The organism is Candidatus Paceibacterota bacterium, assembly GCA_041661265.1.
In the GTDB taxonomy this organism is placed as follows: Bacteria; Patescibacteriota; Minisyncoccia; order JAHIHE01; family JAGLIN01; genus JBAZUT01.
This window is the reverse complement of the sequence record JBAZUT010000019.1, coordinates 1-26,810: the sequence shown is the minus strand read 5'-3', so window position 1 is coordinate 26,810 and position 26,810 is coordinate 1. Positions and strand designations below refer to the sequence as shown.

The 26,810-nt window shown below is 42.4% G+C and carries 31 protein-coding genes; 12 read left to right on the top strand and 19 right to left on the bottom strand.

Annotation, left to right across the window (positions count from 1 at the left end; genetic code table 11):
- The 6 genes from WC788_09165 to WC788_09140 all read left to right on the top strand — a co-directional run.
- The coding region (locus WC788_09165; GenBank protein ID MFA6097765.1) for a hypothetical protein at window positions 1–592 on the top strand (592 nt) is incomplete at its 5' end.
- Window positions 593–744: 152 nt separating this feature from the next.
- Entirely contained in the window at window positions 745–2,067 is a 1,323-nt protein-coding gene (locus tag WC788_09160) for a glutamine synthetase family protein (protein ID MFA6097764.1), read from the top strand.
- 143 nt (window positions 2,068–2,210) lie between these two features.
- A complete protein-coding gene (locus WC788_09155) occupies window positions 2,211–3,047 on the top strand; it encodes a sugar phosphate nucleotidyltransferase (protein MFA6097763.1) in 837 nt (278 codons plus the stop codon).
- Window positions 3,048–3,206: 159 nt separating this feature from the next.
- Window positions 3,207–3,713, top strand: a complete 507-nt coding sequence (locus WC788_09150) for a hypothetical protein (protein ID MFA6097762.1) — start codon at window positions 3,207–3,209, stop codon at window positions 3,711–3,713.
- Between the two features lie 321 nt (window positions 3,714–4,034).
- Window positions 4,035–4,163 carry a hypothetical protein gene (locus tag WC788_09145; GenBank protein MFA6097761.1) on the top strand — a complete coding sequence of 43 codons (129 nt, stop codon included), beginning with the start codon at window positions 4,035–4,037 and terminating at the stop codon, window positions 4,161–4,163.
- 78 nt (window positions 4,164–4,241) lie between these two features.
- Window positions 4,242–4,730: a hypothetical protein gene (locus WC788_09140; protein ID MFA6097760.1), complete on the top strand. Its 489-nt coding sequence runs from the start codon at window positions 4,242–4,244 to the stop codon at window positions 4,728–4,730.
- A 13-nt stretch (window positions 4,731–4,743) separates the two neighbouring features.
- Here the strand turns inward: WC788_09140 and WC788_09135 are convergent, their stop codons facing one another.
- Window positions 4,744–5,688 (bottom strand): tRNA-dihydrouridine synthase family protein, encoded by a 945-nt coding sequence (locus WC788_09135; protein MFA6097759.1) that lies wholly within the window; start codon window positions 5,686–5,688, stop codon window positions 4,744–4,746.
- Between the two features lie 72 nt (window positions 5,689–5,760).
- Here WC788_09135 and WC788_09130 point away from each other — a divergent pair, with 72 nt between their 5' ends.
- The 3 genes from WC788_09130 to WC788_09120 all read left to right on the top strand — a co-directional run bounded on the left by WC788_09130 (window position 5,761) and on the right by WC788_09120 (window position 7,184).
- Window positions 5,761–6,228 carry a WxcM-like domain-containing protein gene (locus tag WC788_09130; GenBank protein MFA6097758.1) on the top strand — a complete coding sequence of 156 codons (468 nt, stop codon included), beginning with the start codon at window positions 5,761–5,763 and terminating at the stop codon, window positions 6,226–6,228.
- Between the two features lie 112 nt (window positions 6,229–6,340).
- The gene (locus WC788_09125; GenBank protein ID MFA6097757.1) at window positions 6,341–6,907 is read left to right on the top strand and encodes an HD domain-containing protein; all 567 of its coding nucleotides are present in this window, start codon (window positions 6,341–6,343) and stop codon (window positions 6,905–6,907) included.
- Window positions 6,908–6,956: 49 nt separating this feature from the next.
- Window positions 6,957–7,184, top strand: a complete 228-nt coding sequence (locus WC788_09120) for a DUF1653 domain-containing protein (protein ID MFA6097756.1) — start codon at window positions 6,957–6,959, stop codon at window positions 7,182–7,184.
- Between the two features lie 104 nt (window positions 7,185–7,288).
- Here WC788_09120 and WC788_09115 read toward each other — a convergent pair whose 3' ends face one another.
- The 12 genes from WC788_09115 to WC788_09060 all read right to left on the bottom strand — a co-directional run bounded on the left by WC788_09115 (window position 7,289) and on the right by WC788_09060 (window position 18,834).
- Window positions 7,289–8,044 (bottom strand): site-2 protease family protein, encoded by a 756-nt coding sequence (locus tag WC788_09115; GenBank protein ID MFA6097755.1) that lies wholly within the window; start codon window positions 8,042–8,044, stop codon window positions 7,289–7,291.
- Window positions 8,045–8,168: 124 nt separating this feature from the next.
- Entirely contained in the window at window positions 8,169–9,011 is an 843-nt protein-coding gene (locus tag WC788_09110) for a hypothetical protein (GenBank protein ID MFA6097754.1), read from the bottom strand.
- 150 nt (window positions 9,012–9,161) lie between these two features.
- Complete coding sequence (locus WC788_09105) at window positions 9,162–10,109, bottom strand: C39 family peptidase (GenBank protein ID MFA6097753.1); 948 nt, start codon at window positions 10,107–10,109, stop codon at window positions 9,162–9,164.
- A 552-nt stretch (window positions 10,110–10,661) separates the two neighbouring features.
- Complete coding sequence (locus WC788_09100; GenBank protein MFA6097752.1) at window positions 10,662–13,238, bottom strand: cation-translocating P-type ATPase; 2,577 nt, start codon at window positions 13,236–13,238, stop codon at window positions 10,662–10,664.
- 1 nt (window position 13,239) lies between these two features.
- A complete protein-coding gene (locus tag WC788_09095; protein MFA6097751.1) occupies window positions 13,240–13,509 on the bottom strand; it encodes a hypothetical protein in 270 nt (89 codons plus the stop codon).
- Between the two features lie 12 nt (window positions 13,510–13,521).
- On the bottom strand, window positions 13,522–14,148 hold the full coding sequence (locus tag WC788_09090; GenBank protein MFA6097750.1) for an HAD family phosphatase: 627 nt from the start codon (window positions 14,146–14,148) through the stop codon (window positions 13,522–13,524).
- Window positions 14,149–14,163: 15 nt separating this feature from the next.
- Window positions 14,164–15,351, bottom strand: a complete 1,188-nt coding sequence (locus tag WC788_09085; GenBank protein MFA6097749.1) for an MFS transporter — start codon at window positions 15,349–15,351, stop codon at window positions 14,164–14,166.
- A 305-nt stretch (window positions 15,352–15,656) separates the two neighbouring features.
- Window positions 15,657–15,974 (bottom strand): hypothetical protein, encoded by a 318-nt coding sequence (locus tag WC788_09080; protein MFA6097748.1) that lies wholly within the window; start codon window positions 15,972–15,974, stop codon window positions 15,657–15,659.
- A 368-nt stretch (window positions 15,975–16,342) separates the two neighbouring features.
- Complete coding sequence (locus WC788_09075; protein MFA6097747.1) at window positions 16,343–16,801, bottom strand: YerC/YecD family TrpR-related protein; 459 nt, start codon at window positions 16,799–16,801, stop codon at window positions 16,343–16,345.
- A gap of 128 nt (window positions 16,802–16,929) precedes the next feature.
- Window positions 16,930–17,484, bottom strand: coding sequence for a flavodoxin family protein (locus tag WC788_09070; GenBank protein MFA6097746.1), 555 nt, complete (start codon window positions 17,482–17,484; stop codon window positions 16,930–16,932).
- 11 nt (window positions 17,485–17,495) lie between these two features.
- A complete protein-coding gene (locus tag WC788_09065) occupies window positions 17,496–18,245 on the bottom strand; it encodes an alpha/beta fold hydrolase (GenBank protein MFA6097745.1) in 750 nt (249 codons plus the stop codon).
- A 22-nt stretch (window positions 18,246–18,267) separates the two neighbouring features.
- Entirely contained in the window at window positions 18,268–18,834 is a 567-nt protein-coding gene (locus WC788_09060) for a histidine phosphatase family protein (GenBank protein ID MFA6097744.1), read from the bottom strand.
- A gap of 136 nt (window positions 18,835–18,970) precedes the next feature.
- Here WC788_09060 and WC788_09055 point away from each other — a divergent pair, with 136 nt between their 5' ends.
- Together WC788_09055 and WC788_09050 are read left to right on the top strand one after the other, a co-directional pair.
- On the top strand, window positions 18,971–20,503 hold the full coding sequence (locus WC788_09055) for a hypothetical protein (GenBank protein MFA6097743.1): 1,533 nt from the start codon (window positions 18,971–18,973) through the stop codon (window positions 20,501–20,503).
- Between the two features lie 134 nt (window positions 20,504–20,637).
- On the top strand, window positions 20,638–21,393 hold the full coding sequence (locus WC788_09050; GenBank protein MFA6097742.1) for an aspartate/glutamate racemase family protein: 756 nt from the start codon (window positions 20,638–20,640) through the stop codon (window positions 21,391–21,393).
- A gap of 84 nt (window positions 21,394–21,477) precedes the next feature.
- Here WC788_09050 and WC788_09045 read toward each other — a convergent pair whose 3' ends face one another.
- Complete coding sequence (locus WC788_09045) at window positions 21,478–21,972, bottom strand: phosphoribosyltransferase family protein (GenBank protein MFA6097741.1); 495 nt, start codon at window positions 21,970–21,972, stop codon at window positions 21,478–21,480.
- 162 nt (window positions 21,973–22,134) lie between these two features.
- On the opposite strand from WC788_09045, the gene WC788_09040 reads away from it, so the two are divergent.
- A complete protein-coding gene (locus WC788_09040) occupies window positions 22,135–23,157 on the top strand; it encodes a trypsin-like peptidase domain-containing protein (GenBank protein MFA6097740.1) in 1,023 nt (340 codons plus the stop codon).
- A gap of 76 nt (window positions 23,158–23,233) precedes the next feature.
- On the opposite strand, the gene WC788_09035 is transcribed toward WC788_09040, so the two are convergent.
- The 5 genes from WC788_09035 to WC788_09015 form a co-directional block, all read right to left on the bottom strand.
- Entirely contained in the window at window positions 23,234–23,557 is a 324-nt protein-coding gene (locus tag WC788_09035; GenBank protein ID MFA6097739.1) for an RNA-binding protein, read from the bottom strand.
- 229 nt (window positions 23,558–23,786) lie between these two features.
- Window positions 23,787–24,647: a DMT family transporter gene (locus tag WC788_09030; protein ID MFA6097738.1), complete on the bottom strand. Its 861-nt coding sequence runs from the start codon at window positions 24,645–24,647 to the stop codon at window positions 23,787–23,789.
- 13 nt (window positions 24,648–24,660) lie between these two features.
- On the bottom strand, window positions 24,661–25,683 hold the full coding sequence (locus WC788_09025; GenBank protein MFA6097737.1) for a geranylgeranyl reductase family protein: 1,023 nt from the start codon (window positions 25,681–25,683) through the stop codon (window positions 24,661–24,663).
- Window positions 25,684–25,702: 19 nt separating this feature from the next.
- The gene (locus tag WC788_09020) at window positions 25,703–26,254 is read right to left on the bottom strand and encodes a DUF4202 family protein (protein MFA6097736.1); all 552 of its coding nucleotides are present in this window, start codon (window positions 26,252–26,254) and stop codon (window positions 25,703–25,705) included.
- 224 nt (window positions 26,255–26,478) lie between these two features.
- Window positions 26,479–26,810 (bottom strand): hypothetical protein (locus WC788_09015; GenBank protein ID MFA6097735.1); only part of this gene is annotated, 332 nt, incomplete at its 5' end.

Genomic DNA, 26,810 nt, shown 5'->3' with positions numbered 1-26,810 from the left:
AGAGCTTAATTATGGGATCCCATCGTTTCACTCCAAAGCCTGTCCTGAACTTGATTCAGGAATGACATTTCGTAGTTCAAAATATTTATGCAAAGGAGGAATATACACGGCAAGCAAAGAAAAAATTACGGAACTGATGAGAATGTTCATAACATACAAAATAGCGACGGAGTTACCTGGAAAATTCATAAAAGAGATCACTAATGAAGACTATCAAAAGTTTTTTCAAAGCAGCATAATAGTGAAAGAAAATGCGGAGATAACTTTCGAACAATTCAAACTCACGTTTGAAAAAAAAGTCATAGAATTGGAAAAAGAAACGACTGAAAAGATCATAGGGGTCGCAATAGACAGAATGCCATTTCTTGCAAAACTGTCAGATGCCGAGATCGACCAGGTGATCGCGACACTCAAAACCCCTCAGGGATATGCAATGAGAGAAATTATTGAGTTTTTCTTGGAAAATATCGGAGAAATTATGGACAATAGGGCATGGGAAATTTCACTAAGCTGTTTCGATATTATGATAGAGATCGTAGACCTGAATAAAAAAATAGATATGCAGAAGTCCTGCATCCCGGACATGAATTAATACTTGCAATATACTGCAAGTTTTTTATTGACTACAAATTAAAAAAGTACTATCATGTAAGCATAGAGCACAATGACGTGCCGAATCGACACAGAAGTCTTCTTAGCCAATGACGGGTTTAGGAAGTTTTTTTTAATTCTAAGATAAAATCCATGAAAACGACAAAAGAGATCGAGGATATCGTAAAAACCGAAGGCATAAGCTTCATCCAGTGCTATTTTACGGATATTCTGGGAAATCTTAAAAGCTTTTCCATTACGCCATTGGAACTGAAAGAAGCCCTGGAAGAAGGCATGGGTTTTGACGGATCTTCAGTGGAAGGTTTTGCCAGGATCGAAGAAAGCGACATGATCGCAAAACCCGACCCCGACACATTCCAGATCATTCCCTGGAAGACCGACGAGCACAGATCGGCATTTATGATCTGCAACATCCTGAACCCGAACGGATCGCATTATGCGGGCGATCCCCGATTTGCACTGAAGCGGAGCATTGACAAAGCGAAAAAATCCGGTTTCACGTTTTATACCGGACCGGAACTGGAATATTTCTATTTTGCAGATAAGTCGCATCCTTCCGTCATAGACAGGGGCGGATATTTCGACGGAAAGCCGATCGACCTCGGAGAAGAAACGAGGGAAAAAACCGTAATTGCGCTCCAGAAAATGGGAATAAAGGTGGAATATTCCCATCACGAGGTCGCGCCAAGCCAGCACGAGATCGACCTCAAATACACCGACGCGCTGAAAATGGCCGACACGGTCATGATCTACAGATTCACCGTGAAAGAGATCGCAAGACAAAGCGGGCTCTATGCCACATTTATGCCAAAACCCATAAACGGCGAGAATGGCTCGGGAATGCATGTCCATCAATCACTTTTCCTGGGAGATAAAAACGCGTTCCATGACAGTACAGACAAATATCACCTCTCACTGGTCGCAAAATCATATATCGCCGGAGTCCTGGAACATTCGACCGAAATAACCGCCATATGCAATCAGTGGGTGAATTCATATAAAAGACTGATCCCTGGATTCGAAGCGCCAGTCTATATCTCATGGGCAAGAAGGAACAGAAGCGCCCTGGTCAGAGTTCCGATGTACAAGCCGAACAAGGAAAAAGCGACCAGGATCGAACTCAGAAGCCCGGACCCCGCCTGCAATCCCTATCTTGCTTTCACGGTTATGCTCGAAGCGGGACTTTTGGGCATCAAGGAAAAATATAAGCTGTCGGATCCCGTTGAGGAAGATATCTATGAAATGAACGCAGAGAAAAGAAAAGAACACGGGATCGAGTCGCTGCCCGAGAATCTTGGCGAGGCCATCAAGATCATGGAAAAGAGCAAGCTGCTCAAAGACTCTCTCGGAGACCACATATTCAGCAAGTTCCTCTCGAACAAAAAGATCGAGTGGGACAGCTTCAGGACAAAGGTGAGCGATTATGAAATAGAAAGATATCTGCCGCTATTATAAGAAAATATCCCCGGAATCAGTTCAGCCAACACTATGATAATATGAATTATCATAGTGTTTTTTAAAATTCAAAATATTATTGGTATTTTATTGCTTTTTTAGCGGTTATTTACTATAATAAAGCCATAATAATATCGAAACATATGGAAAGAGAAAGACTTACGATCACACTAAAAAAGGAAATAGTCGGCGCAATCGACCGCATGGTTGATGGCGCAAAGATCAGGAATCGCTCGCACGCGATCGAATATCTGCTAAGCAAAAGCTTGTTTCCCCAGCACACAAAAGTTCTGATCCTGACCGGCGGCGAGGGAGTGAAGCTGAGGCCGTTCACCTACGAAATGCCCAAAGCGCTTCTTCCCGTTCACAACAAGCCCCTATTGCAGCACACGATAGAATTCATGGCTAAGAACGGATTCAAAGATATAATCATATCGGTGGGATATCTTGGAAACAAGATCAAAGAGTATTTCAAAGACGGAAGCGGATTCGGCGTCCGCATAACCTATATCGACCAGGACGGCAAAGAAAGCGGAACTGCGCAGCCGCTCTTCCAAGCGAAAAACAGCCTGATGGATTCCCCTTTCGTGCTGTGGTATGGAGACGTCCTCGCAGAACCTGACATCTTTGACATGCTTGAATTCCACAAATCGAATAAGAATATCATAACCATGGGGATCACTTCCGTGGACAAGTCTTCGGACTGGGGCGTGGTCAACTTGAAAGGGTCTAAAGTCATCGAATTCAGCGAAAGACCGAAGGAAGAAACCGGAATATCTCATCTCATCAATGCCGGCATCTATATAATGAATCCGGAAATATTCGAACACATGAAAGCAGGCTCAAAAAGCCTCGAGGTTGATATTCTGACCAAGCTTGCGAAAGAGAACAACCTGTCCGGCTACTCCCTATCGGGACAATGGTTTGATGTCGGATCCCTGGATAGCTATGAAAAAGCCGTAAAAGAGTGGAAAAAATAAGTTAAATTTAGCATCGATAGCACATAGAATGGTCCTTGCAGAAAGGACTATTTTATTATATTTAAACAAAGATTTGAACATTATTGACAGCATGATTACGGTATCATATAATATATGATATGCGATTTGTTATTTAACAACCAAGAAGGAGAGAGATAAATGAACATACCGGAAAACAAAAAAATATCAGCTTTGGTAATCGATGCTGATGGAATAATATGCAACAAAGCTTCCTTGGACAAAGCCGCGCAAAATTCTTCAATGAAGATAGCGTTGGACGATAAGCTTATAGAGATAATCAATAACACCCTGTATAACGACATTTATGTAATTTGGATCTCTGACAGCGCAACAGACGACGCGAAACAAGATATAAAGGCAATATTGGGAAATTTGCATGAGAGGACTCCGATAATCGGAAGGGAAGTAAAAACCGCAGAGCACGATCCTGACTTCTATGAAAGATCAGTGCATGAAAAACTGAAAGAAAGAAGCATCGCACCTAATGAAGCGATCTTGATCAGCAGTCATGGACTAAGCAATAAAGCGATACCCAAAATAAAGAAATTATCCACAATCGCGATCATAGACACCCCGGAAAAGCTTGTAAAATGTTTGAAAGATGTAAATTTCTATCATTTGCTCAATGGATCTTGCCAGGGCTGAATATAAACAAAAATAGCCGAAATGACAACCAAAATCGAATATGGGAAAATAAAAATATTCCCATTTTTTTATCTTTTATTATAGAAAATTTTAATAAGTATTGACACTGTGATTACGGTGTCATATAATGTATCGTAGGGTGCATAAAACCATGAGAAATTGTGAATTTTGCGGTGAAAGACATAACGGAAATACCATCCATCGATTCATCGGAGAAGACGGTATTGAACTTATCACCAAAGAGGAAGCTCGGAAGCTTATCGCGGGACAACGGAAAATCAACTTGGGTTTCATCCCGGCACTCAAATAGAGGTGAGAGAGATGACGAACAAAAAAAATCAGGACAATAATGTTCTGGAAAAAAACAAACAGGGAAACAAAAATAAAATCGATCCCGCTCTTCTGGAAGAGTGGCGAGAAGCCTCTGAGGCTCTCGGCTTAGGGAGCTGATATGTTTTCCTTTTTTTATTTTGCCAAAATTGACAAATAATCACAACCTAATATAATTCAGAAAACAGGAGGTTTATAATGGGAAACAGAGAAGAAACCAACGTTCTTCCCAAAGTGAAATACAAAGAGAGAACCAATGTTCTTCCCGTAAGGGAGAATACAAAAAGAACGGGAATTCTCCCGATAAGAGCTGCCAGTGTAAAGTTTTATACGAACAACGAAGATGAAATATACGAAGATGCAAAGACATCTCCCCTGTTTATCAGAAAGTTTCACATAAACAGCATGAAACGGGATATGGTGGAAAGATCCGCATTCAAGGCCATCTTTGCCGTATTGATCTTGTCAGTAGCCCTGGCATGGATAGGAGAATTTTCAAAGATCGAATCCATATGGTTCGCAGGATCCTTCCTCGGCATTGCGCTGATCCTGGCAGTGCTGGCAGTATGGGGATTATCCATCGCAAAAATAAACATGTCTGAACATTATGTATCGCTGTTCGCACGATTCCCGGGAAACGGAAAAACCAGATCATATATCAGTGAACTCGAAAAACTAGGGAGCTAAAACGGCTCTTTTTTTATATACTTTTCAGAACATTCTCTATATCCTTCACGGATTCAACTTGCACCAGATCCCTTCTCGCTTCTTTCGCGTTCTCAAATCCTCTGAAATACCAGAGAAGATATTTTCTCATCTCAAGGATCCCGTGAGCTCCGCCCGCCCTGAACGACATTTTTGCATGATCAAGGGCGGCCTTTTTTATTTTTTCAATACCGAAATCTTCATATTCCCCTTTTTTCAGATATTCCCTTATCTCCAAAAAAAGCCACGGTTTCATGAGAGCGCCCCTCGCAATACCAATCCCGTCTGCACCGGTCCTCTCAAGCATGATCTTCGCATCAAGCGGAGTGTTTATTCCTCCATTCGCAATTACCGGAATATCAACTAGGGATTTTATTTTTTTGATCTGAGTATAGTCTATTTCTCCCGAAAATTCCTGTGCCAGAGTTCTTCCGTGGATCATTATAGCCCTAATGGGCAGATCTTTGACGGATCTCACGAATTGATATGCCGTGACATCCCCCGCTTTCGATCTGACCTTGATCGACACCGGAAGCTTGGTGCCCTTCAAAGTCTCTTCGATAACCGCCCTTCCGATCTTTTTGTTTATCATAAGCGCGGCCCCGCTTCCATTTGAAAATACTTTTTTTGCGGGACAACCCATGTTTATATCGATCCCGTCAGGCTTTATCTTTTCGGAAACTATTTTAGCGGCGTTCCTGAAATATTTCGGATCATTTCCGAAAAGCTGGACCACATAGGGCCGCTCCGGCCTTTGGAACCTCAAAAGCTCCATGGTCTTTTTCCCGCCATAATTAAGAGCGACGGCGCTTGCCATTTCGGAATAGACGACATCGGCGCCATATCTTTTGCAGATCTGGCGGAACGAAGAATTCGTATATCCGGCTATGGGCGCAAGCGCCAGGATCGGCTTTTTCAATTTTCTCCAGAAATTAGGCATAATTGCAATTAATTCATTGACAAAAGTAATATAGCAGTTATCATTCACATTATCAATATGGAGGGATATGAATTGAGTTATAAGATAATAGAAACAAGAACCGTATCCGGAACCGGCGACAAGAACAAGCAAGGTTCTCTCACGGAAATAGATCTGCCAAAACTGACGGAGGGACTCATGCCCAACGTCCAAAGAGTTTACTTTATAGTGAACAAAAATAGTTCAGAAGAGATCAGGGGAAAGCATTACCACTTGGGCTCAAGCGAGATCCTGCTCTGCACGAGCGGACAGGCGCTTGTGGAAGTCCACAGTGAAAGTAAATGTGAAGTTGTCACGATCAACAGAGACAATGCGATCTTTATCTCTGCGGCCTGCTGGCACGCGGTCAGGATGGACAAGAGAACAACGCTTCTGGCGATCGCAGAGAACACGGTCAAAGAGACTATAACAGTAGATGAGTTATTGGATGATTGCTGCTGCAGACTGTGCGGAAAGTTACTTTCTCTTAAAAAGGAAATCGAAGTTGAGCTGAGCAAATAACCTGAAACGGTTATTTTTTTCTGTTAATACGGAAATATTTATGCTATATTTTAATAAGTCAACAGACATGGGATCATCGCATCGCATGAATAATATCCTATAATCAACCAATATGATGATAAAAGAGATCTCGGAAATAGTTGAAAAAGCGTGCAAAAACAGGACGAATTATTTCGGTTATGGAGCGTGGACCCATCACATTTTGCCAGTTGTGAAGTATGCCAAGCTGATGGCGAAAAAACTCGGCGCCGACGAAGAGATCGTTGAGATCGCGGCCCTGCTTCACGACTATGCAAGCGTCAAAGACCGCAAACTTTATGAAGAACACCATGTGCATGGCGCAAGATTGGCCGAGATGATCCTCAAAAAATACGACTATCCTCCGCAAAGGATCAGGGAAGTCAAACACTGCATTCTCAGCCACAGAGGAAGCAGAATGGCAAAAAAGCTGACCAGTGAAGCGTTGTGCGTCGCCGATGCGGATTCGATGGCTCATTTTGATTCTGTCTCTTCTTTATTCTTTCTGGCATTCTTCAGCCACAAGATGGATATTGACGAGGCAAACGACTGGATCGCAAAAAAACTGGAACGAAGCTGGAAAAAACTGAGTCCGGCAGCCAAAGAGATCATCAAAGACAAACATGAAGCGTGCAAGCTGGTATTGGGAAGCCGGAAATGAATCTTCTTATCTGATATGTTTTTTAATCATTTATATAAACTCTACGAACATGGAAAACGTCAAACCGGGAAAATATCTGCATTATAAGAATAAATATTATGAAGTGATCGGGCTCGCAAGGCACAGCGAGACGCTGGAAGAATTGGTCGTGTATCGCGCACTTTGGGATTCGGAAGAGTTCGGCCACAATGCCCTGTGGGTAAGGCCGAGAAAAATGTTTTTTGAAAATATAACGATCGACGGCAAAGAAGTGCCGCGCTTCAAATATGTCGGATAACCAAGTTCAGCCGCAGATCAGAAACCCGATCTCCATCATAACATCGGGTTTCTTTTTATTTCAGCATGGTCCTGACATTTTCTATAAAAAAATAAGGGGCATTATTAATTAAATGCTCCCAGATCGTTCAATATGGCGAATCCTATCAGAGCTATAAAAGCCGCGAGACTTAACAGCACATATGCGATTCGCAAGATCCTGAATGCCATATTTTTACCGAATACCCTTTCCGATATTACCAGGAATATCCGTCCTCCATCAAGAGGTACCAGCGGAATCAGGTTCATTATTGCAAAGCCTATGCTCAAGGCTCCCAGTAAAACGAAAAAAAACATCAATGGCGCAACTCCGGATGGAACCGACTCGCCCGACATTAAATTCATGATACCGATAGGCCCCGCAAGATTTTCCTTCATGCTGGAAAAGTTTGAAAAGACTTGCGGCAAACTTATTATTGCCATTACCGTATTGGCTACAACTCCGGTAAATGCCTCCAGCAAGCCAGCGCCTCTCATGATCATAGCGAGCGTTAATAGCGCTATGCCTGAAAACAAATTAACCAAGGGACCCGCCGCATATATGGCGATTTTCTTAAAAACGCTATCAAGCTTATCAACTTCATCAGAGTCAATATTCACATAAGCTCCTGCCAGGATCGGATTCAATGAAACCTCGACTCCCCTGATTTTTTTCGAAACCGATAGCCACGCCATCCTCGGGATCTTAAATCCGACCCCGATCTTTGTCGCCTTGATCCCGAACCTTCTTGCAACCTCGAAATGACCGAGTTCATGAGCGATGCCTAATATGGTTATTATTATAATGAACGACAGAACCGCGTTTGCTCCTATTATATCCATTCCTCCTTTTAGATTTTTGTTATAAATAGACCTAAGCGACAAAATCGCTTATGACATAAATTTACAACAGCACATATTATCACAACATTCACAATTTGTCAACCAGAAAAATACCCGCGCGGAATTAAATGATATACCCGTTTTTCGCGATGATCCTCTGCGGATTCACCGTCAATTTCTTCCACAATTCCCCTTCCGGCAAAACTCCGGAAAGGACCAGCCCGTAGGAAAGAGAAACGAGGGTCTTCAGGCCCCTCAATCCGTTCCGGATCGGATCATCGTGAGGTGCATGGTCGGATGCGATCACATCGATCGTGCCATCCCGCAGCCCTTTCTTTATTTCAGCGACATCCATCTCGCTCCCGAGCGGCGGATTCAGGACCAGATCCCGGTCATTATATGTGTAAATAAAATATTGCGGACAGGTTTCGCACGTGATCGGAAGCCCGATCTTTTTTGCCGTTCTTATGGCTTCGACGCTTGACTTCCTGCTCACATGCTGGATATGGAGATTTCCCCGACTTCTCTCCAGAACTTTTATATATTTTTCTATGGTTTCCGTTTCCGGTTCGCAATGCGCAAGGACCAGGACTCCTTTCCTCAGGAAATATTCCAGGATCTCCAGATCTTCCAGGCATTTTCCGTCGTCGCTGAATCCCGCAACATAGGGCTTTATGGCATCAATATCGACAGGGGTCTTGCCTTCAAGATTTTTTGTCATTGCACCGACCGGTATCGCCCTCGCGCCATGCCTTTTCAGCATCAATGATCTTTTTATTATTTCCGGATCATCAAGGGGCGGGGTGGTGTTCGCCATATAAAGAAGAACGTCGACCTTCCCCTGCTTCGCAACCTTTCCGATCACATTCCCTTCATTGTTCGGATTCTTGAGCCTTATCCCGAGAGGAATGCTGTCGCGAAGGTGCGTGTGCATATCGATGATCGGATGCGGTATTCTGTCTTGCATATTGTTTTGCCTCAAAGATAAAAAAATAACCCTCAACTGAGAATTATTGTGATCCGATGCTTTGTAACAACCGGCAAAATTTCATATATTCATATTATTATCGCCTATTACAATTTACACTCTTTAGGATAATTGTGCAAGTGATAATAATTATTTGACCGAAGGTCTAACGACGATCATCGCGGTTTTTTCCTCCACGACTTTTTCATGCGATCCCGTCGGATAATCGATGACCGCATCTATCAGGACATTTTCATCATAACGATATCCCTTTCCGTTCCTTGTTCCGGGATCATTGGTTATGAATTCTTTGGTCTTGAAGTCATATCCGATAATAACCAGCTCATGGGTCAAAGGACCGGGAGGCGTGAAATTTGGATTTCCCAGAAGCTGTCCCCTTGTCGGAACGACAACGAGATTTCCCGCCTCAAGCTCATTTATGATATCTTCTATTTTTATCCTGTATTTAACCTCTATCCCTTCATATTTGAAATATCCTTTAAATATCGTTTCAGCCGTATCGAACGCAGATGTGTCATGGAACGTTCCGACAGCCTCTTCCTCATATGCGGCGATCTTGTATATCTCATCATTGACCGATTTTGCATTCAAAGCCGTTCCATTCACCCAGGCCATCGCCATAATAGCCGCCGCCTCCTCGCATCCGTCCTGGTTTCTCGCATCGCTCCAGTTCCCGTATGGCGCCTGAGAAGCGAATGGCACGCTGAAAAGAATGTTTTTTATGGTTGAAACTTCCTTTTTGGGAGTTATCGGGGGTTCTGCTGAAGGTACTGTAGGAGGTGCTATAGCAGGCGCCACCGAAGGACTTGCCGGAATCTCCGCCTGAGATTCCTTCTCGCTTGCACCCGGATCGCTTTCATAAGTTCCACTGGCGACTTCCGATCGGTCCGATCCGTCCACAATCGTTCCCTGCTCGGAAATTCCGGCTTCAAGCGCAACATCCGGAGCTTTCTCCGTTTTTTCCTCCACTGCATTTCCGGGAACATTTTCGTGCTTGCCAAAAATGAAATAATATCCTGCAGAAAATAAAATAATGATGACCGCAAAAATAATTTTTTGTGTGCTGCTCCTATCCATTATGCTTTCTTAATAAATCATATTTGAAGTTTAACATTATATAATATATTTCACAACAAAGCAAACTTCCACAGCACGGCATTTTTTCTTTTCCGAAGCTGTGGATAACTTTTTATTATTCATCTATAATCTTACGCGAAATCTAATTTTATTCGCTTAAACAAGCGATAATGTTAATTATATGTTCAAGGCCCTTGACAATGTTTTCTCCCGGGTGTATACTGTATTTAATAAAGATAGGTAAAGGTAGTTTGAAGGGAAAGTTGGTTTGGAATCCTTGAGCTTTAGCTCAAAGATCAAAGACTCCAAACCAACACAACAACCACTCACAAAAAACAACAAAATAAATCCCAACAAACTATCCCAATTATCGAAAAAGATAAAACCTATCTTTTTCACTTGCCCAAAATATATTTAGCATAAAAACTGACCCAAGTATCTTTGGGTCAGTTTTGTTATTTATACGATTTCAACGGATCCAACCTCGCAAACGAGACTAGGACCTCCTTCTCTCTCTTGAGTCCTTCTGCCTTTATTATTATCATCTATACATCAGCTTTCAAGAAGCTTTATATTCCTGTGGATACAATAGTATTTCAATGCTTCAAACCAAACTATGCTCGATATCCCGAAAGCCAGAGAAGTTATTATATCTTCCCAGTGCATAAATCCGAAATGAAATACTCTCTGCAATGCGGGAATATAAAGAGCCATGATAAGGAACGTGATGGCGATCGCGGCAACCCCAGCCAAGGCCCTATTGGGAACGAACATATAGGAAATTATGGTCTTTGTCCATGAACGATTCACCAGGATCAGCGATATGTTCGAAGTGATCAAGGTAATGAAAGCCAGTGTCCTCGCTTCCTCGTCGCTTTGGCCGGAATAGCGCGCCAGCATAAATATCGCAGCGACCGCAAGAAGAGAGAAGAACCCCTGCAGCACGCTCAGGATAAGTATCTTGCTTCCGAAAAGCGGTTTTTTCGGATCCCTCGGCGGACGCCTCATGACGTTGGCTTCTTCCTTTTCCGCCTCAAAAACGACCGTACAGGCAGGATCGATCACAAGTTCCAGAAATACTATATGGACCGGATAAAGAACGACCGGCCAGCCGAAAAGGACCGGAAAAAATGAGACTCCCGCAATGGGAATATGCACGCTGACGATATAAGCCATGGCCTTTTTGAGATTATCGCTGATACGCCGCCCCAATCTCACGGCTTTGACTATTGTTGAAAAATCATCATTCAGCAAAACTATCCCGGCGGATTCCCTTGCCACATCCGTCCCTCTTTCCCCCATTGCAACTCCGATATGGGCGGATTTCAGCGCCGGAGCATCGTTCACTCCATCTCCCGTCATCGCCACGATCTCTCCATTGGACTTGAGAGCGTTCACTATAAGAAGCTTCTGCTCCGGAGCGACTCTCGCAAAGATATTGACTTCTTTTATTTTTTTCCTGAGTTCTTCGCTTCCCATTTTTTCCAGCTCAGGCCCCGTTATGATCTCATTATAGTTCTTCAGTCCGATCTCGCGCGCAATGTTCTTTGCAGTGGCCGGATAGTCTCCGGTGATCATAATGACGCGGATCCCGGCATTATAGCATTCCTTCATGGCAGGCGGCACTGTCTTTCTGACAGGATCCGCAAGTCCGATCAGACCCAAAAATTTGAAATCGAAATCATGCTGGGAAGAAGGAAGGTCGCTTTTTTCAAAACCGGATTTTGCAACTGATATGACCCGGAGCCCGTTTGCCGCCATAGAATCAACGAGTACGGATATTTTCCGACATTCATCCGCATCAAGATGGCATAGGTCGCAAATAGCCTCCACGGCGCCCTTGGCCGAAACGACATAACCGTCATGATCGCCCCCGTCTTCCCTCCTCCAGACATGCGAGATCGCAAGAAGTTTTCTGGTGAGCGGATATTCTTCGACAAGAGTCCACTTTGTGTGAATGTGCCTGGTATTCGCCAATGTCCTTTTTCCGAGATCCTGGATCGCCTTGTCCATCGGATCAAAGGGGTCTTCCTCGCTCGCCAGGATCCCATATTCTATGATCTCGTGAAACTTGCTCGGAAGGCGGTCTTCATTTCCCTTTACGTCAAAGTTCTCTCCTTCCGTAAATATTTCCCTTACGGACATCTTATTCTCGGTCAGGGTTCCGGTCTTATCGACGCAAAGCACGGTCGAAGACCCCAGGGTCTCAACTGCGGATATTTTCCTTGTCAGCGCCTGCTCCTTGGAGATCCTCCATGCCCCCAGAGCAAGGAATATCGTAAGAACCACGGGAAACTCCTCGGGCAGAAGCGCCATGGCAAGAGTTATTCCCGACAATATCCCCTCTGTCCAATTGCCCCTCACAATACCGTAATACAATATGATTATTAAGAATAATACGATCACAATACCGAATACGCTTTTTACGATCCTTTTCGTCTGATCCTGAAGAGGCGTTCTTTCTTCCTTTATGACCTCCAGCGCTTTTCCTATCTTTCCCATTTCAGTGTTGATCCCGGTAGTTCTGACCTTTGCAACCCCCTGTCCCTGCACCACCAAGCTTCCGGAATAGATAATGGACGATCTTTCTTCCTCGGTCTTTCTTGACGATCCGCTATTTTTATTCGAAGGATCTTTCCGGACAGGAACGGATTCACCTGTAAGAAGGGATTCATCAACCGACAAATTCCTCGTCCAGAGGAGTTCAGCGTCGGCAGGGATCCTGTCGCCTTCTTTGAGAACTATGATATCTCCAGGCACAACCTCCACCCCGGGGATCCTTTTTTGCTTTCCGCCTCTGATGACCAGCGCACGGGGACTGGACATTTTTCGAAGGGCATCGAGCGCATTCTCAGTCTTGTTTTCCTGATATATCGTGATCCCGACAATGACAAAAACAAACCCCAGAAGCAGGAAAGCCTCTTCAGTACTTCCAAGAACAAGATAAACCGAACCGGCTATGACAAGCAGAATGAACATGGGCTCCTGGAGAACTTCTTCGATTATCTTCATGAAGCTTCTTTTCTTCGAGGAGGGAAGCTCGTTATATCCGTGCTTTTCGAAACTGTTTTTCACCTCTTCTTCTGAAAGCCCGGTTATTTTTTTTATTTCCGATTCTGATAGTGTCATATTATTTTTTGTAATTATTTTTGATCCACATTTGTTTAAAAAAAGATATTGTCAGCGTCGAAATAATAAAAGCGATCGATGGGACGATTGCATTTACAAATGGCTTTGGAAGATTTGCAAAATAGAAAAATACGACCATGACAAAATACGTAAGAACGGAAATTGTCATTTTCCTTGCCCAGCTTGTTTCCCACGCTTTATCGGCCTCCACCCGCCTGTTCCGGACCTTTATATTTTCGATCTCAGTTTGTAATTCTTCAATTGTTGGCATATTGCTATAAAATCAATTATTCGATTCTTTTTCAATTATATCATATAACTTTTTAAAATCATCTATTTGATATTTAGCGTTTTTTCTTGCCGCTTCATCTCCATTATAGGAAACACCAAAACGAACTTTTTTGAAAACTTCTGCATCGTCTTTCCTGTCTCCGATTGAGACTGCTTCTTCCGGAAATATTTTTTCTCTTTCTAATATTTGCATCGCTTCCCTAGCTTTGTTGTCGTGATACTCTAAGACTTTTCCCGTAAAAATTCCATTTTTAACTTCCAACACAGTCCCCGTTATAAAATCAAATCCGAGACTCTTTTTGAATAGTTCTCCAAGCTGAACTGGTATCTGGGTCAGAAGAACCATTTTTATTCCTTCATTTTTTATTTTTTTTATAGTTTCCTTTGCGCCGTCATTGAAATCGAGCTTTTCAAATACTTTTTGCAGATCATAAACATTCAATCCTGCCCAGCATCCGTAGGTTTTATTCAGCAGTTCTGTCATTGTTATTTTTCCAGCCTTATATTTCGGATATATCTCTCTATACAAATCGCCCTTGCCGATAAAATCCGCGCCGGAATTTGCGCCGCTTCCATCGACAAGCGTATTGCTCATGTCAACGAATACCATCTTTATCATGATTTTTTCGTTAATTTATTTATTAAGTTTTGAATTATTAATTTTCACATATAAAAACGCAACGCAAGCGAATAGAATTACGCCAGCATTGAAAATCATTCCCCAGAAGATAGAATATTCATTTGAAATCCTTCCAACAATAATCAGTAAAAAAGACATCATAACGGTATTTATCAGACTCTGAATGCTTATTGTCGTTGCCCTATGGCTTGAAGGCACCACTTTATTTATCAGACTTGTTATATAAACGTCGAAAGAACCGAAACAAAATGAAAGAAAAAGGACCAAAGGCAGAATAAAAATCAGTTTTCCGAAAGCAAAAGCCAAGGAAACCAGAAATGCAATCAATAAATAGATCGCAAGAATTTTATTGAAACTTAATTTATTGGCCAGCTTGGAATAGCTCATTGAACCGATATAGCTCGCAATATTGATTCCCAGATAAACAACAGCGAAATATGCAATTGGCAAACCGGCCAAGTCAAATACCGGCTGATAATAATTATAAAGAATATTAGCGGCAGCTTGCAATAAAGAAAAAACGAGAACTATCAGCCAAACCTTTTCATTGGCCAATAAAAATCCAAAACCTTCCTTCATTTGGCCAAAATGCGTACCTGACGATTTATGGAACCTCGGCTCCTTGATCAATGAAAAAATAAAAACCGCGATCAGGCTGGTGATAACCGAGAGAAGAAAGGGAAGTTTTTTATCATAGGAGTAGGCCAGAACACCGCCTATTGAAATAATTATTCTGCCTAAAAAGAAAATACTATGAATTTTGGACTGGATCTTGCCATACTCTTTTTCCCTTCCCATGTTCAGCAAGGTGTCGTAAACTATCGCCGACTCAGTACCTGAAAAAAATGAATTTGAAAGCCCCTGAAAGATAGCCGCAAAAATAAAAAAATAAAATGAATTTGCAGACAAAAATATTATTTGAGCAACAAACCAAAAAGACATCCCGATTATCAATATATTCTTTCGTGAATAGCGATCAGCCCAAACACTGGAAGGAATCTCAAAAAATGCCTGTACAATGAACGAGATACCGACCAAAATCCCTATTTGCTCAAAATTAAGCCCGATACTGAGAAAATAAAGTATCCAAACCGGACCCGCAAACCACATCGCATCAAAAAAAATTGCGACATAGAATTTTGGAATATTGGAGGAATAGGATTGTTTGAAAAAATCAAGCATAAAGATTATCTCTATTTTTTAATCTATAAATCTCTCGGGGGCAAGCCCCCGAGTTTCCTACAACGGGAATAATTAGAATACAACCCTGCTATCCATCTCGGAGGCTAGCCTCCGACATTTTCGCAACATTGATTAAATTCTGCCGATGATTTCACAGTTTATTATTTTAAGATTCATTATAAATCCGCATGCTTGCAGCTCCCAAAACTTCCGACATTGCCAGTCTTTTACGTCAAGAAGTTCCGAATGTGTTCCGTTTTTTGTTTCCCCGAACATATTTTAGTTTAAATATTAAGCTAAATCCTTTATACAATATTATTTGCTATATCATTCAAACTGTTATTAAAATCATCTTCCCTATTTATAAGCATTAAACCATTTTTCTTCGTTTCTCTTTTAAAATATGCTCCATAAACGCAAAGCGACTTAGCGGCCGCTGAAATGATATTTTTGTTTTTCAAATTATCCGTAATCCAGTCATTGTTATTCTTATTATTTAACAAGCCTTTATAAATTTTATTTTCATTAAACTTACTCAAAAATATAATCTTTATATTTTTATTTTCTTTATATCGCTTAGCCAGAGATGGAAGCAAGTGCACGCCTTCGATAATATAATCCATTTTGCACCTCAGAAGATAGTCAATCAAGTTTCTCACACCAGGCCAGATCGTTCTTGCTTCCTTGATATCATCACTCAACATCTGCCTGCCTGTATACCTTTCAAAATATTCATCGATATCAGCCGGATCAAATATTCTTTCAAACGGAAAATTAACAAGTCTTTCTTGCTTTGAAAAATACGGCGCAACGACTGTTCTTAGATTATCAGTTGAAATATAACCGATATTGAATTTTTTTTCGATTTCCTCGAAAGAACGGTTTTTCCGCTCCCAAGAGAACCGCCAATTAAATATATTATGTTTATTATCCTATTATTTAGCCATATAGTCTTACTTTGAAACTCCCAATTATCAAAGTAAATTGAAGTTTATCTTTTAGCACGTTTGCTGGCATGAGAATCGCCAGAGAGCAAATTAAATAGAAGAAAATGAAGCGGGTATTTCTTTTTTATCCATGTGAAACTGTAAGGTATTTCTTCGTTAATATTTTTTATTCGACCAATGCGGTTGCCAAGCTCTTTATTAAACCCATCAATCGCCTTTTCATATCCTCCAAAACCCGAAATAAGCCATTGCTGTACCCTGCTTATTGTATCTGTTCCAACTTTCAAATCACCAGCTATTTCATCATAAGACTGGCCATCTATCAGTCGCTTGGCGATTTCAATACGCCTCGCCAGCATTATTGCCTCACTCTCGCTCAATAAATCCTTGAAGAATTTTTTAACTTCTTCTTTTGTCTCCAGTTGTGCTATAGAGGTCCAAAGAAGATCTAAATATTTCATCTTGACTTTGGAATCTAAAATGCGCGGATTAACTCTACTCATAATTTTAATCTGAATTTTTATAAGCTTGATACTTTGAAACTCCCAAGTATCAAAGTAATTTTATTATGATCTTACAATTTAAACAATACAACAACTGACATACACACCTGATATATTATACTTTTTTGTTATAATAATCTCTTGCCCATGCAAATCAATTCGCTCTCTTTTATCTCCCAATCATCATGTAGGGCATAAATTTTGCCAACTATGCTTATTCCCATAATTTTGCAAAAATATTCCATAGACCTTAGACATCTTTCAACCGATTCCTTTTCTTCCTTGTGCCATTTGCATTTTCCATTTTCATCGAATTCCAGTTGATCTTCAAAATTTCCGCTCGTCAACAAGATAGCCTTTTTCCCTTCAAGCCCCCGCGAAAAATAAAACGGGAGACACCTGTCCATAAAGTTTTTCATCGGTCCTGAAACATTATCAAAATAAGTCGGACTTCCAAGGACAATACAATCCGCATCGGCTATCTTTTTATGAATGTCCTGCATATCATCGTTGATGGCGCATTTATAGGTCTTATGGCAATTTCGGCAATCATTGCAATGATGAATACTTTGATCCGCTATATTTAAAATCTCAAAATCACCGCCAGCCGCTTCACAAACGGTCTTGATCATGCCATATACATTCTTTTTTCTCGGACTTCCTGAAATCGCCAGTATTTTCATGCCACTGTCTTTTATAATAAAAATTTACTTATATTCTCAAACAGGTTCAACCTGTCTTCTTTTTTTGTAAAATTGTGATCGCCGTCGATCTCAACATATTTCATATTCTTGATCGTCTTATATTCATTAAAATATTTATCTCTAAGAACTTCGTCTTGTTTCGGTTTGAAGATCGCAAGTTCCGTCTTCTCGCTGAGTTCTTTTATGGATTCTACCGGATCGAAAGATCTTAATGTTTTCCAGAAATCTTTTCCGATCAGCTGGACAACTCCGCTAGTCCTTGGATAAACAGAAAGACCGTTCTCATTTATCTTCCCTCCTTTTGCCTTGATCCTTTTTTGGAGCTCCCTTATGATGAATTTCGAATTGGAATTAGGTATCGACGTAAAGATCGTCCTTCTGATCATATATGGCGACAGTATGCAGACGACAAAAGCCCCAAGAGAATGAGCTATGATATTCAGCTCTTTTCCTCTATATTTCTTTCGAGCATACCTTATCACTGAATCCACGTCCCCCGCCGCTTTGTGAAATTGAAATTCATATTCTTCACCCTCGCTTTTGCCATAGCCCGACAGATCGAATCTTATTGTCAGAAAGTCATCTTTGAAATATCCGGAAAGATCCAAGAACGACGCAAATCCTTCGTTCTTATCCGATCCAAATCCATGAATAAATATCAAAACCCTCTCGGAATTCTTATTTCCTTCGATCAGCACATCCAGATTTTCTCCAAAAATATTTTTTATTTTGATTTTCATAATCAATAATATTTATTAACCGCTATTCCGCCGGATTTCCTCCATCAACAACAAATTTTCTGACATATTCATGGGATATCTTTGTCTTCTGATGATTGCGAAATTCAAGATATCCAAAATAATATTCGATCGCTTTTATAACGCCTTCATGAGCCACAATGAGAATAATTTCATCGTCATAATCTTTTGCGAGCGACTTCAGGAAATTCGCTATGCGGCAGAAGAATTCCCTATAGCTCTCGCCTTTCGGGAAACAAAAATCCGCACTATTCTTCGATTCCGGATATTCCCTGAAAAAGCATTCGAGATCCATCCCGCAACAGTCTCCGGTATCAATCTCGCGAAGTTTCTCCGTTTTGATGGGTTCTAAGGATAAATTCAGAATTTTAGCAATAATGTCCGTTGTCGCCCAAGCCCTTTCCAAATCGCTTGTATAGACCTTATCGAATTTCACGGATCTTAATCTTTCGCCCAGCATATAAGCATCTTTCTTGCCGATTGCAGTCAAAGACGGATCTGATTGGCCCATCAGCTTCTTTTTCGCATTACCCTCAGCTTCTCCGTGCCTTACAACATATACAGTTATCATAGATAATTTCACCGGTTAATGATATTATTTTACCAAAATTAATGACTTATGGGAATTGACAATTAAGTTGATTTATGATACTATTTATCGTTTCCCTACAAAAGGAAATGATCTTTAAAAAAAGAGGTGCAGAAATATGTATTCAACAAATATTCTATCCATTCTGGATAATTTGGAGAAAAAGGCATTCTTCGAATTGGACGATATCGAGTCAACCTTCCTTGAAAGCCACGGCCTCGTGAAAACCGTCAGTTTTTATGAATATATGGCCATGCAGGATGAGGCAAAGAAACTCCCGGGCATTCTGGAAAGTTTTAATCGAAAAATGATCCGGAAAAAGGAAAGTGAGAAAGTAATAAATGATCTTGAAAGGAAGCTCACTTCAAAATGGCACAAAATGACCACGTCGAAGCAAAAGCTCTCCGAGGAAGAAGCATCGCTCAGAAGCGAAAAACCAAAGCTTGCAGCCCTTGCAAGTGAAACCGAAAAGATCGGGACGGAAAAAGAACGGCTCGAAAAGATCAAAGCCGAAACAGCCGGATATTCAAAAACTTCGGGCGGATATGCCATGCTTTTGGATAAAGGAAAAGAACGGCTGAAGCAGCTGCGCGTCGGATCATCCAGGCTCGAAAATGTTCTTTTTGAATCATTCGAACAGGAATTGGAAAAGATCAACCAAGAGATCGATGCGAGATACAAAAGATTCAGATCCATGCATGAACTATTGATCAAGGAAGGTTTTAATAACACCCGCAAAGTGATTCATTTTGCGATCTCTCTTAGTGCGCTACCCGACGACGAAGAAAATATATACCGAAGAGCCGGAGTTATCAACGACTATCTGTATAATAAAGGCTGGACCAGCTATCAAAGACTCAGGATCGCATCCCTGGTGGCAGTTCAGGAAGGAGACATAGACAAGCTCAGGGACGAACTCGGAGAAATACTCACGCTCATGGTCGATGACGGACATTCGAAATCATACTCCACTTGGTCCGAAGCCGCTCTGATCATGAAGATCCGCGAGAACTCTCCTATTGAAAAATATCAGCGCTTCAACAGAATGCGCGAAGAGTTTTTCAAGAAAGGGTGGCAGATCGGCAGCGCGGCAACCTGTTTCATATCGGCAAACATGGCCCAAATGGAAGGCCAGGAAACCGAAATCGCAAGCCAGGTCGATGCTTTGGAAAAAAATATAATAAGTAAAGGCAGAACCGACAGCGTTGAATCCGGGATCACAGCGATGATACTGATGAATGCCCGCGGATCCGTAAGCGAACGGGGCGACAGATTCAACGAAACTTTCGAAACAATGGTCCGAAAAGGATGGGAAGAAGATACTTCAAACTACGCGGCTGCGGCCATAGTGTCGATCCTTCCCGGAACAATAGAAGAAAATATCCTGCTCCTCGATGAGGTCAGAAAAAGATTGGAAAAGGACGGTTTTACATCCGAACTCACCAATAGAGCAGCGGTAATAGTCGCCGGAGGAATGAAGGAGCTGTTCAGACAGGACAGTATTTCAGGCATTAACTGTACGTCGGCGAGCTCAAGCGGCTGTACGGATTTTGCAGGATTCAATATGTCCGGAGCGGTCATGTTCGACATACTGGACAATGGACGCCTGGATCTTAGTCCGGGATTTTTTATCGGAGGGCTTCTGCGCTAAAAACAATGACATCAAAGATGTCATTTTTTCTTGCCTGATATTTCCTCTTCCAACTGATCATGATTCGCATTTTTCCTGTTGAATTGACAAATCATACCTATTTTTTATAATGAGTCATCCATAAAGGAGGCTTTATGAAAACAAATATAGGCACATTGAAAACAATAGGCATAATAGGCGGAATGAGCTGGGAATCGACAAATGAATACACCCGCATCATGAATGAACTCGTGAAACAAAAGCTTGGCGGATTAAGCTCTGCAAAAATAATTGTGGAGTATGTCAATTTTGCCGAGATCGCGGCCCTGCAACAGCAGAACAGATGGGAAGATCTTGCGTCAATAATGACAAGAATAGCCCAAAAGCTCGAAATGGCCGGAGCGGAATGCATAGTCATAGCGACGAACACCATGCACAAAGTGGCTGACGAAGTTCAAAGTTCGATCTCCATCCCTCTCATACACATCGCGGATGCTCTTGCGGAAGAGATCAAAAAGAAAAAAATGAAAAAGGTCGCGCTCCTGGGGACCAGGGTAACGATGGAAGAATATTTTTATAAGGGAAGGCTGGCAAAGAACCACGGGATCGAGGTTATGATACCGTCAGTCTTCGAAAGAGCATTTATCGACAGGGTCATATTCAAAGAATTGTGCCAGGGAAAATTCGACCGGAACTACCGCATAACGATCAACAACCTGATAGGAAGGCTGGGCAATGAAGGCGCCGAAGGAATAATTCTGGGATGCACGGAGCTTCCATTGCTCATAACGCAAAAAGAGCTGGATGAGCAGCTGGGATGGGCAATTCCCCTGTTCGACACGACGACGATCCACGCCACGGCCGCGATCGACTTCGCATTGAGAAACACGCTGCGATCAGCATCGCAATAAACCATAGATAAATTTATTTATCTATTTTTTTATTCTGGCCGATAGCGGAAATGCCATTACGAAATACCGAACAAAAAAAGTCTCCTATGGAGACTTGGATTTTGCCAATTGTTTTAAATTATCCCACGGGAACCAGACCTCATATTCTATGTTCTTTTTGAAAATATAGTCAGGCGCCGCTTTGGAGAATGGATGGCTGAAAAAACTCATAGTACGGACCTCCGCTCCTTTTTTTTCAAGATATTCCCTTACGGCAATGAAGCTCAGCCCGCTTCGAAGGTCATCCTCGCAAACCAGGATCCTGATGCCGCTTAAAGTTTCATCATGATCGAAAGATGAGCTTTTTATGACTTTCTTATTCGGATCGGCCTTATCGTCGCCAATGTTGAAATACCCGATCTTAGCCCATTTCGATGTCATGCTGTTGATCTTGGCCACCAGATGATATGCCCCTCTTGATATTCCAGTGATGAAATCCGGAACGAATTTATCCTCCTTCATCATCCTGTCAAGAACAATGGCCATTGCATCAGCTTCCCCGCCAGAGATCTCCTGCCTTTCTTTTCTTGTTTCTCTCATCGAAACACCTCCTTTTTATACACTTTATTCCGTATCCGATAAATAATCAAGCGACGATGAAATTTTTATTAATGCGTTTTGTATTAACTATAAACTGCTGAATTGACGCAACCTCTCTATTTTTTTATAATATTACCAAAAGCTTAACAGTAAGAATTATTTATGATCATCACAGATAAGAAGATCGTATTTCTGGTTCTGGCCCTCGTAGCCATAAATTTGGCGGCATGGGCGAGTTTTTCATATAACGCCTACACGCAAAACCGGAATCTCCAAAATATAAGCGAAAGGCTCAGGGCGCTTGAAAATTCCGCACCGGGAACCGGCCAAAACAGCATTTCAAAAGAACAATTCGACGCTCTCGTGGAAAGATCTAAAGAATCCGGCCAGCAAGTCGACGGCCTTCTGAAGGCATATGCGGGACTGCAGGACAAATCGCTTGAAACCGTCAAACAGGAGATCGCAAAACAAAAATCCCAGGATGAAATGCTCACGGAAGCTGTCGCGGAAATAACTCCCTCAGTAGTTTCCATAGTCGTCACGAAAGACGTTCCGAAGCTTGAAGTGGTCTATGTGAATCCTTTCGGCGACGATCCGTTCTTTAACGATGTTGATATGCGCGTACCAAGATATATCCAGAAAGGCACCGAGGAAAAGAAGGTCGGAGCAGGTACGGGATTCCTGATATCGGATGACGGCTATATCGCGACCAACAGGCATGTCGTCAACGACAGCGAGGCCAAATATACCGTCCTTCTTTCGGACGGAACTCAGAAAGCGGCTGCGATCACCTACATCGACGACGAGATCGACCTCGCGATCGTGAAGGTTGATGGCGTAAAATATCCGCATGTGGCTCTCGGCGATTCCGATACGCTCAAGCTGGGCCAGACCGTTTTTGCGGTAGGCAATGCCCTCGGGAAATACAACAACTCCGTTTCAACGGGAATAATCTCCGGACTCAACAGGGATATCCAGGCTTCGGGAAGCGGAGGAAGCGAAAGCTTGAAAGGGGTCATTCAGACCGATGCGGCCATAAATCCCGGAAATTCCGGCGGCCCTCTTGTGACCCTGGAAGGCGAGGTCATCGGAGTGAATGTCGCCACGGTCGTCGGCTCGAGCAATATAAGCTTTTCCATTCCGGTTAATACCATAAAATCCATAATCAGTTCGACGGTAAAATAATTTTCCGCAAAAATATCTATACAACAAAAAACGGCATAAGCCGTTCTTTGTTTTTATAGACGATCCTAAAGTAATATTAGAATCTGTTTCCACCGCCGAAACCTCGGCCGCCATGGTTACCGCCTCCGAAACCGCCTCTTGCTGGCCTTGGGGCCATAGGGCGAGCTTCGTTTACGGTCAATGTTCTGCCGTCTAATTCTTTGCCATTGAACATTTCAATAGCTTTCTGAGCTTCTTCTTCCGTAGACATTTCTACGAAACCAAAACCCTTAGATCTGCCGGACATCTTGTCTATAATGATGGTAGCAGTTTCTACGGTACCAGCTTCGGCGAACGTATTTTTCAACGTATCCTCGGTGGTGCTGTAGGCCAAACCGCCAACATATAGTTTCTTCTGCATCGTTTTTTTTCCTTATATGTACTGATTAAGTTGCAAGTCGACTGACTTTTTGTCGGAATTTTACTTTCTCCCGAATCTGTTCGGGATTAACTTATAGAATACATACAAGGAAAGAAAATTCTTCAAAAAACTTACAAGACAATTATATACCTAATACTAAAAAAAGTCAATAGCCGCGCAGTTGACCGTCAAATCGGCTTAGGTGCGAAATTATTACGGCTCCAAGAATTTATTCCCCGGTTATATAAGCAAGCACTATGGCGCCCGAAATAGTTACCGCCAAGCCGAGATATTGATGGCGCTTCAGCTTCTCCTTATTCAAGATTATGCCAAGCGAAGCGACTATCACCAAATAGCTTTGACTGATGCTGGTCGCGATCGCGATCGGAACATAGAGCATGCTGTATGAATACGAGATCCACGCGAGATTATCGAAAAATCCGATGCCGAAAATAAGTTTTTTCTCCGTTTTCCAGCACCGGACAAGCTCGTTCGTCCTTGACCTCAGGATGAGATAGAACAAAGTGAAAAACGCAAGTAATACGCTTGTGAACCAATTGACAAGGAACGGATCCATTTCTCTCGAACTGACGCCAAAAAGAAAATCCACAGACCCCATCAGAAAAGTGGCGAATATTGCATACATAACTCCCTTCTCGATCCTGATCTTCAGATCATCGGAACGTTTTGTGGAAACCAGGATTATACCGAACAATATAATTATGATCAGTGAAGCCTGCAGAACAGATATCGATTCCCCGATCACGAATGATGCAAGAAGCGCGGTTACGGGAATCTCCAAAGCGAATATCGGTTCTACCACGGATATCTTTCCCATCTTTAATGCCTGGAGATCCAAAAGCGAAGCGAACAAGATCACTACGCTTGTGAACATGAGCAACATAAAATCGGAACCGAATGACAACAATGACGGAATACTCCGGTAAGCGAACGGAAAAAACACGACGGAACCGAATGCGGTGATATAGAATATGGCTACGTAATTTCCAAAAGCCCTGGTGCTTCTCTGGATCAGAAAATCGCCTATTCCCCAGCTGAAAAGTGCGATGAAAGCAAAAAATACTCCCATTGCGGTGAATTAATTACATTATTTTATTTATAAACTTTTCCCCAAGCCACTTGTTTCTTATTATAAGCATAAAAAGTTCCATCTCCAGGCCCAGGATCGGCCTGGTTATTTCCAGAAAACGCAATGCATCATTCTGTTTTTTGTTCAATTTCAGCACTCCGGGCATCCTTTGCGAAACATAATCCTTTTCACAGATAGATCTGGAAACTTCCTCGCCGGAAACAAGCGCCTGATAGACCCCACCGCCGGTCAGACCTGCGGCAAGTCCTGCGGCATCCCCCGCAAGATAAATATTCCCGAACTTGTGCCCCCTGTAATCGTAGTTGATCGTGAATGCCTCGAATTTCGCTTTCGACGTGTCGATGTTGTTCTGTTTTATCCACTTTTCAAAACCCGCCGCGACCTTTTTGGTTGAATAATATCGCGGTTCCGTTCCGCAGCCGATCGAGACATAGCCCTTGTGCGGAAAGATCCAGACATATCCGAGGCTGATCAGCCTCTGATCGAAATATATTTCCACCTTTTTATATTCATCGGACGGAATGATGTACTGCATCGCAACGCTGAAATTCTCCGTCTTGATCCCAAGATATTTTCTGACAACCGAATTCGCCCCATCGGCGCCTATAAGGTGCTCATACGGGATCTTCTCGGAACCGTTGATCATGACATGGTCTTTCTCAACCTTTGTAACCTTCGCATCGGTCCTAACTTGAACCGAAGTGCCTTTTAGCTTTTCGAGCTGCCAGGCTCCCAGCCTTGCCCTATCGACAGTATAAAAAGGTCCTCCGAGTTTGAATGTTTTTTCCTGGAGCGGAGTATGAAAGGTCATCTCATAAGTCTCCAGATCCCACAATTCTTTCGGAAGACCGAACTCGCCGATCACCGAACTGGGAAATCCCCCGGCGCAAACCTTCGGACCGATCACGCTATTTTTTTCAAGAAGCAGAACTTTTTTTCCCGCTTCGGCAAGTTTCTTTGCCGCAGACAATCCCGCCGGCCCTGCACCTATGATAACTACTTCAAATGATTCCATGGATCTCTTGAATTATGGATTAATAGCCAAGTTCTTTTATGGCTCTCTCGTACCAGCGTTCGGATATCTCTTTTGCTTTTTTTGAAGTGATCCTGTCGAACATCCAGTCGAATTTTTCCTTCACTTTTTCTTTTCCCAATTCACGCGCCTTTTTTTCGATAAAATGTCCGGCATTATTTTCAAAAAAACTGATCGAATCGGCATCTTTCAGGATGTTCTGTTCCTTGTCGCCTCCGACTTCATGTGCTTCAACAAGCTCCCTGACTCTGTTTGCAAGAGCGCTGTCGGCGCCCTCTTCAACAAGAAAATCGAAGATGATCTTGGCACCCTCTTTCTGATGGATTTTGAGATGTTCGCCATCCAAAAACCCTTTCTCGCTGTCTCTTGGGTTTCCGGCGCCATCCTTTCGAAATGCTCTCTCTAAATCATGAGAGATCGCAGCTATCAGCATCGCTTCATCCGCTTCGGGATGCAGCTTCTTTACCCAGAATACCGTTCTTCTGAAATGCTTCATTCCATTTTTTCCGAATGCTCTTTCGACAAATTTATCCGCTTTATTATATAATTTCATACTTTATTATACCTTGATTCACACAAAAACACTAACCGAGATATAAACTTGGCATCTTGTTTTCCGCATTACGCCTGTTGCTTGTATTTTTAAAGCTCGTCTCCCGATGAACCGTTCGCTTTCTTCCTCCGACTTTATAGACTTTTTACTTTATAGACTTTCCTCCGGCTTCTTGCATTCCCGCTTTATGGACTTTTGACTTTAGAGACTTTCGACTATCAACCCTACATCCCTATGTTCTTCACCCATCCGAAGGTGCTCTCGAAGTTGGTGATGATGATCTGGATAACGGATTTCTTCTTCTCGGGGATGAGGATGGTGAAGTCATTGCTTTCGGATACATTGCCGGATCGGTCGATGCTCTGGATGCGGAATCTATAGACCGAAGACGGTTTGAAATTAGTGATTATCACAACATGATTGGTGGTATAGTTCTTGTCCTGATTGGTGGAATTGGGGAGGTCTTTCTTGTCGGTTATCCCCTCTTCCCAGAATACCTGGGAGGTGGATGGTTCATCTGTCTTCCAGGAGATGATGGTCTGGACCAGGTCAGATT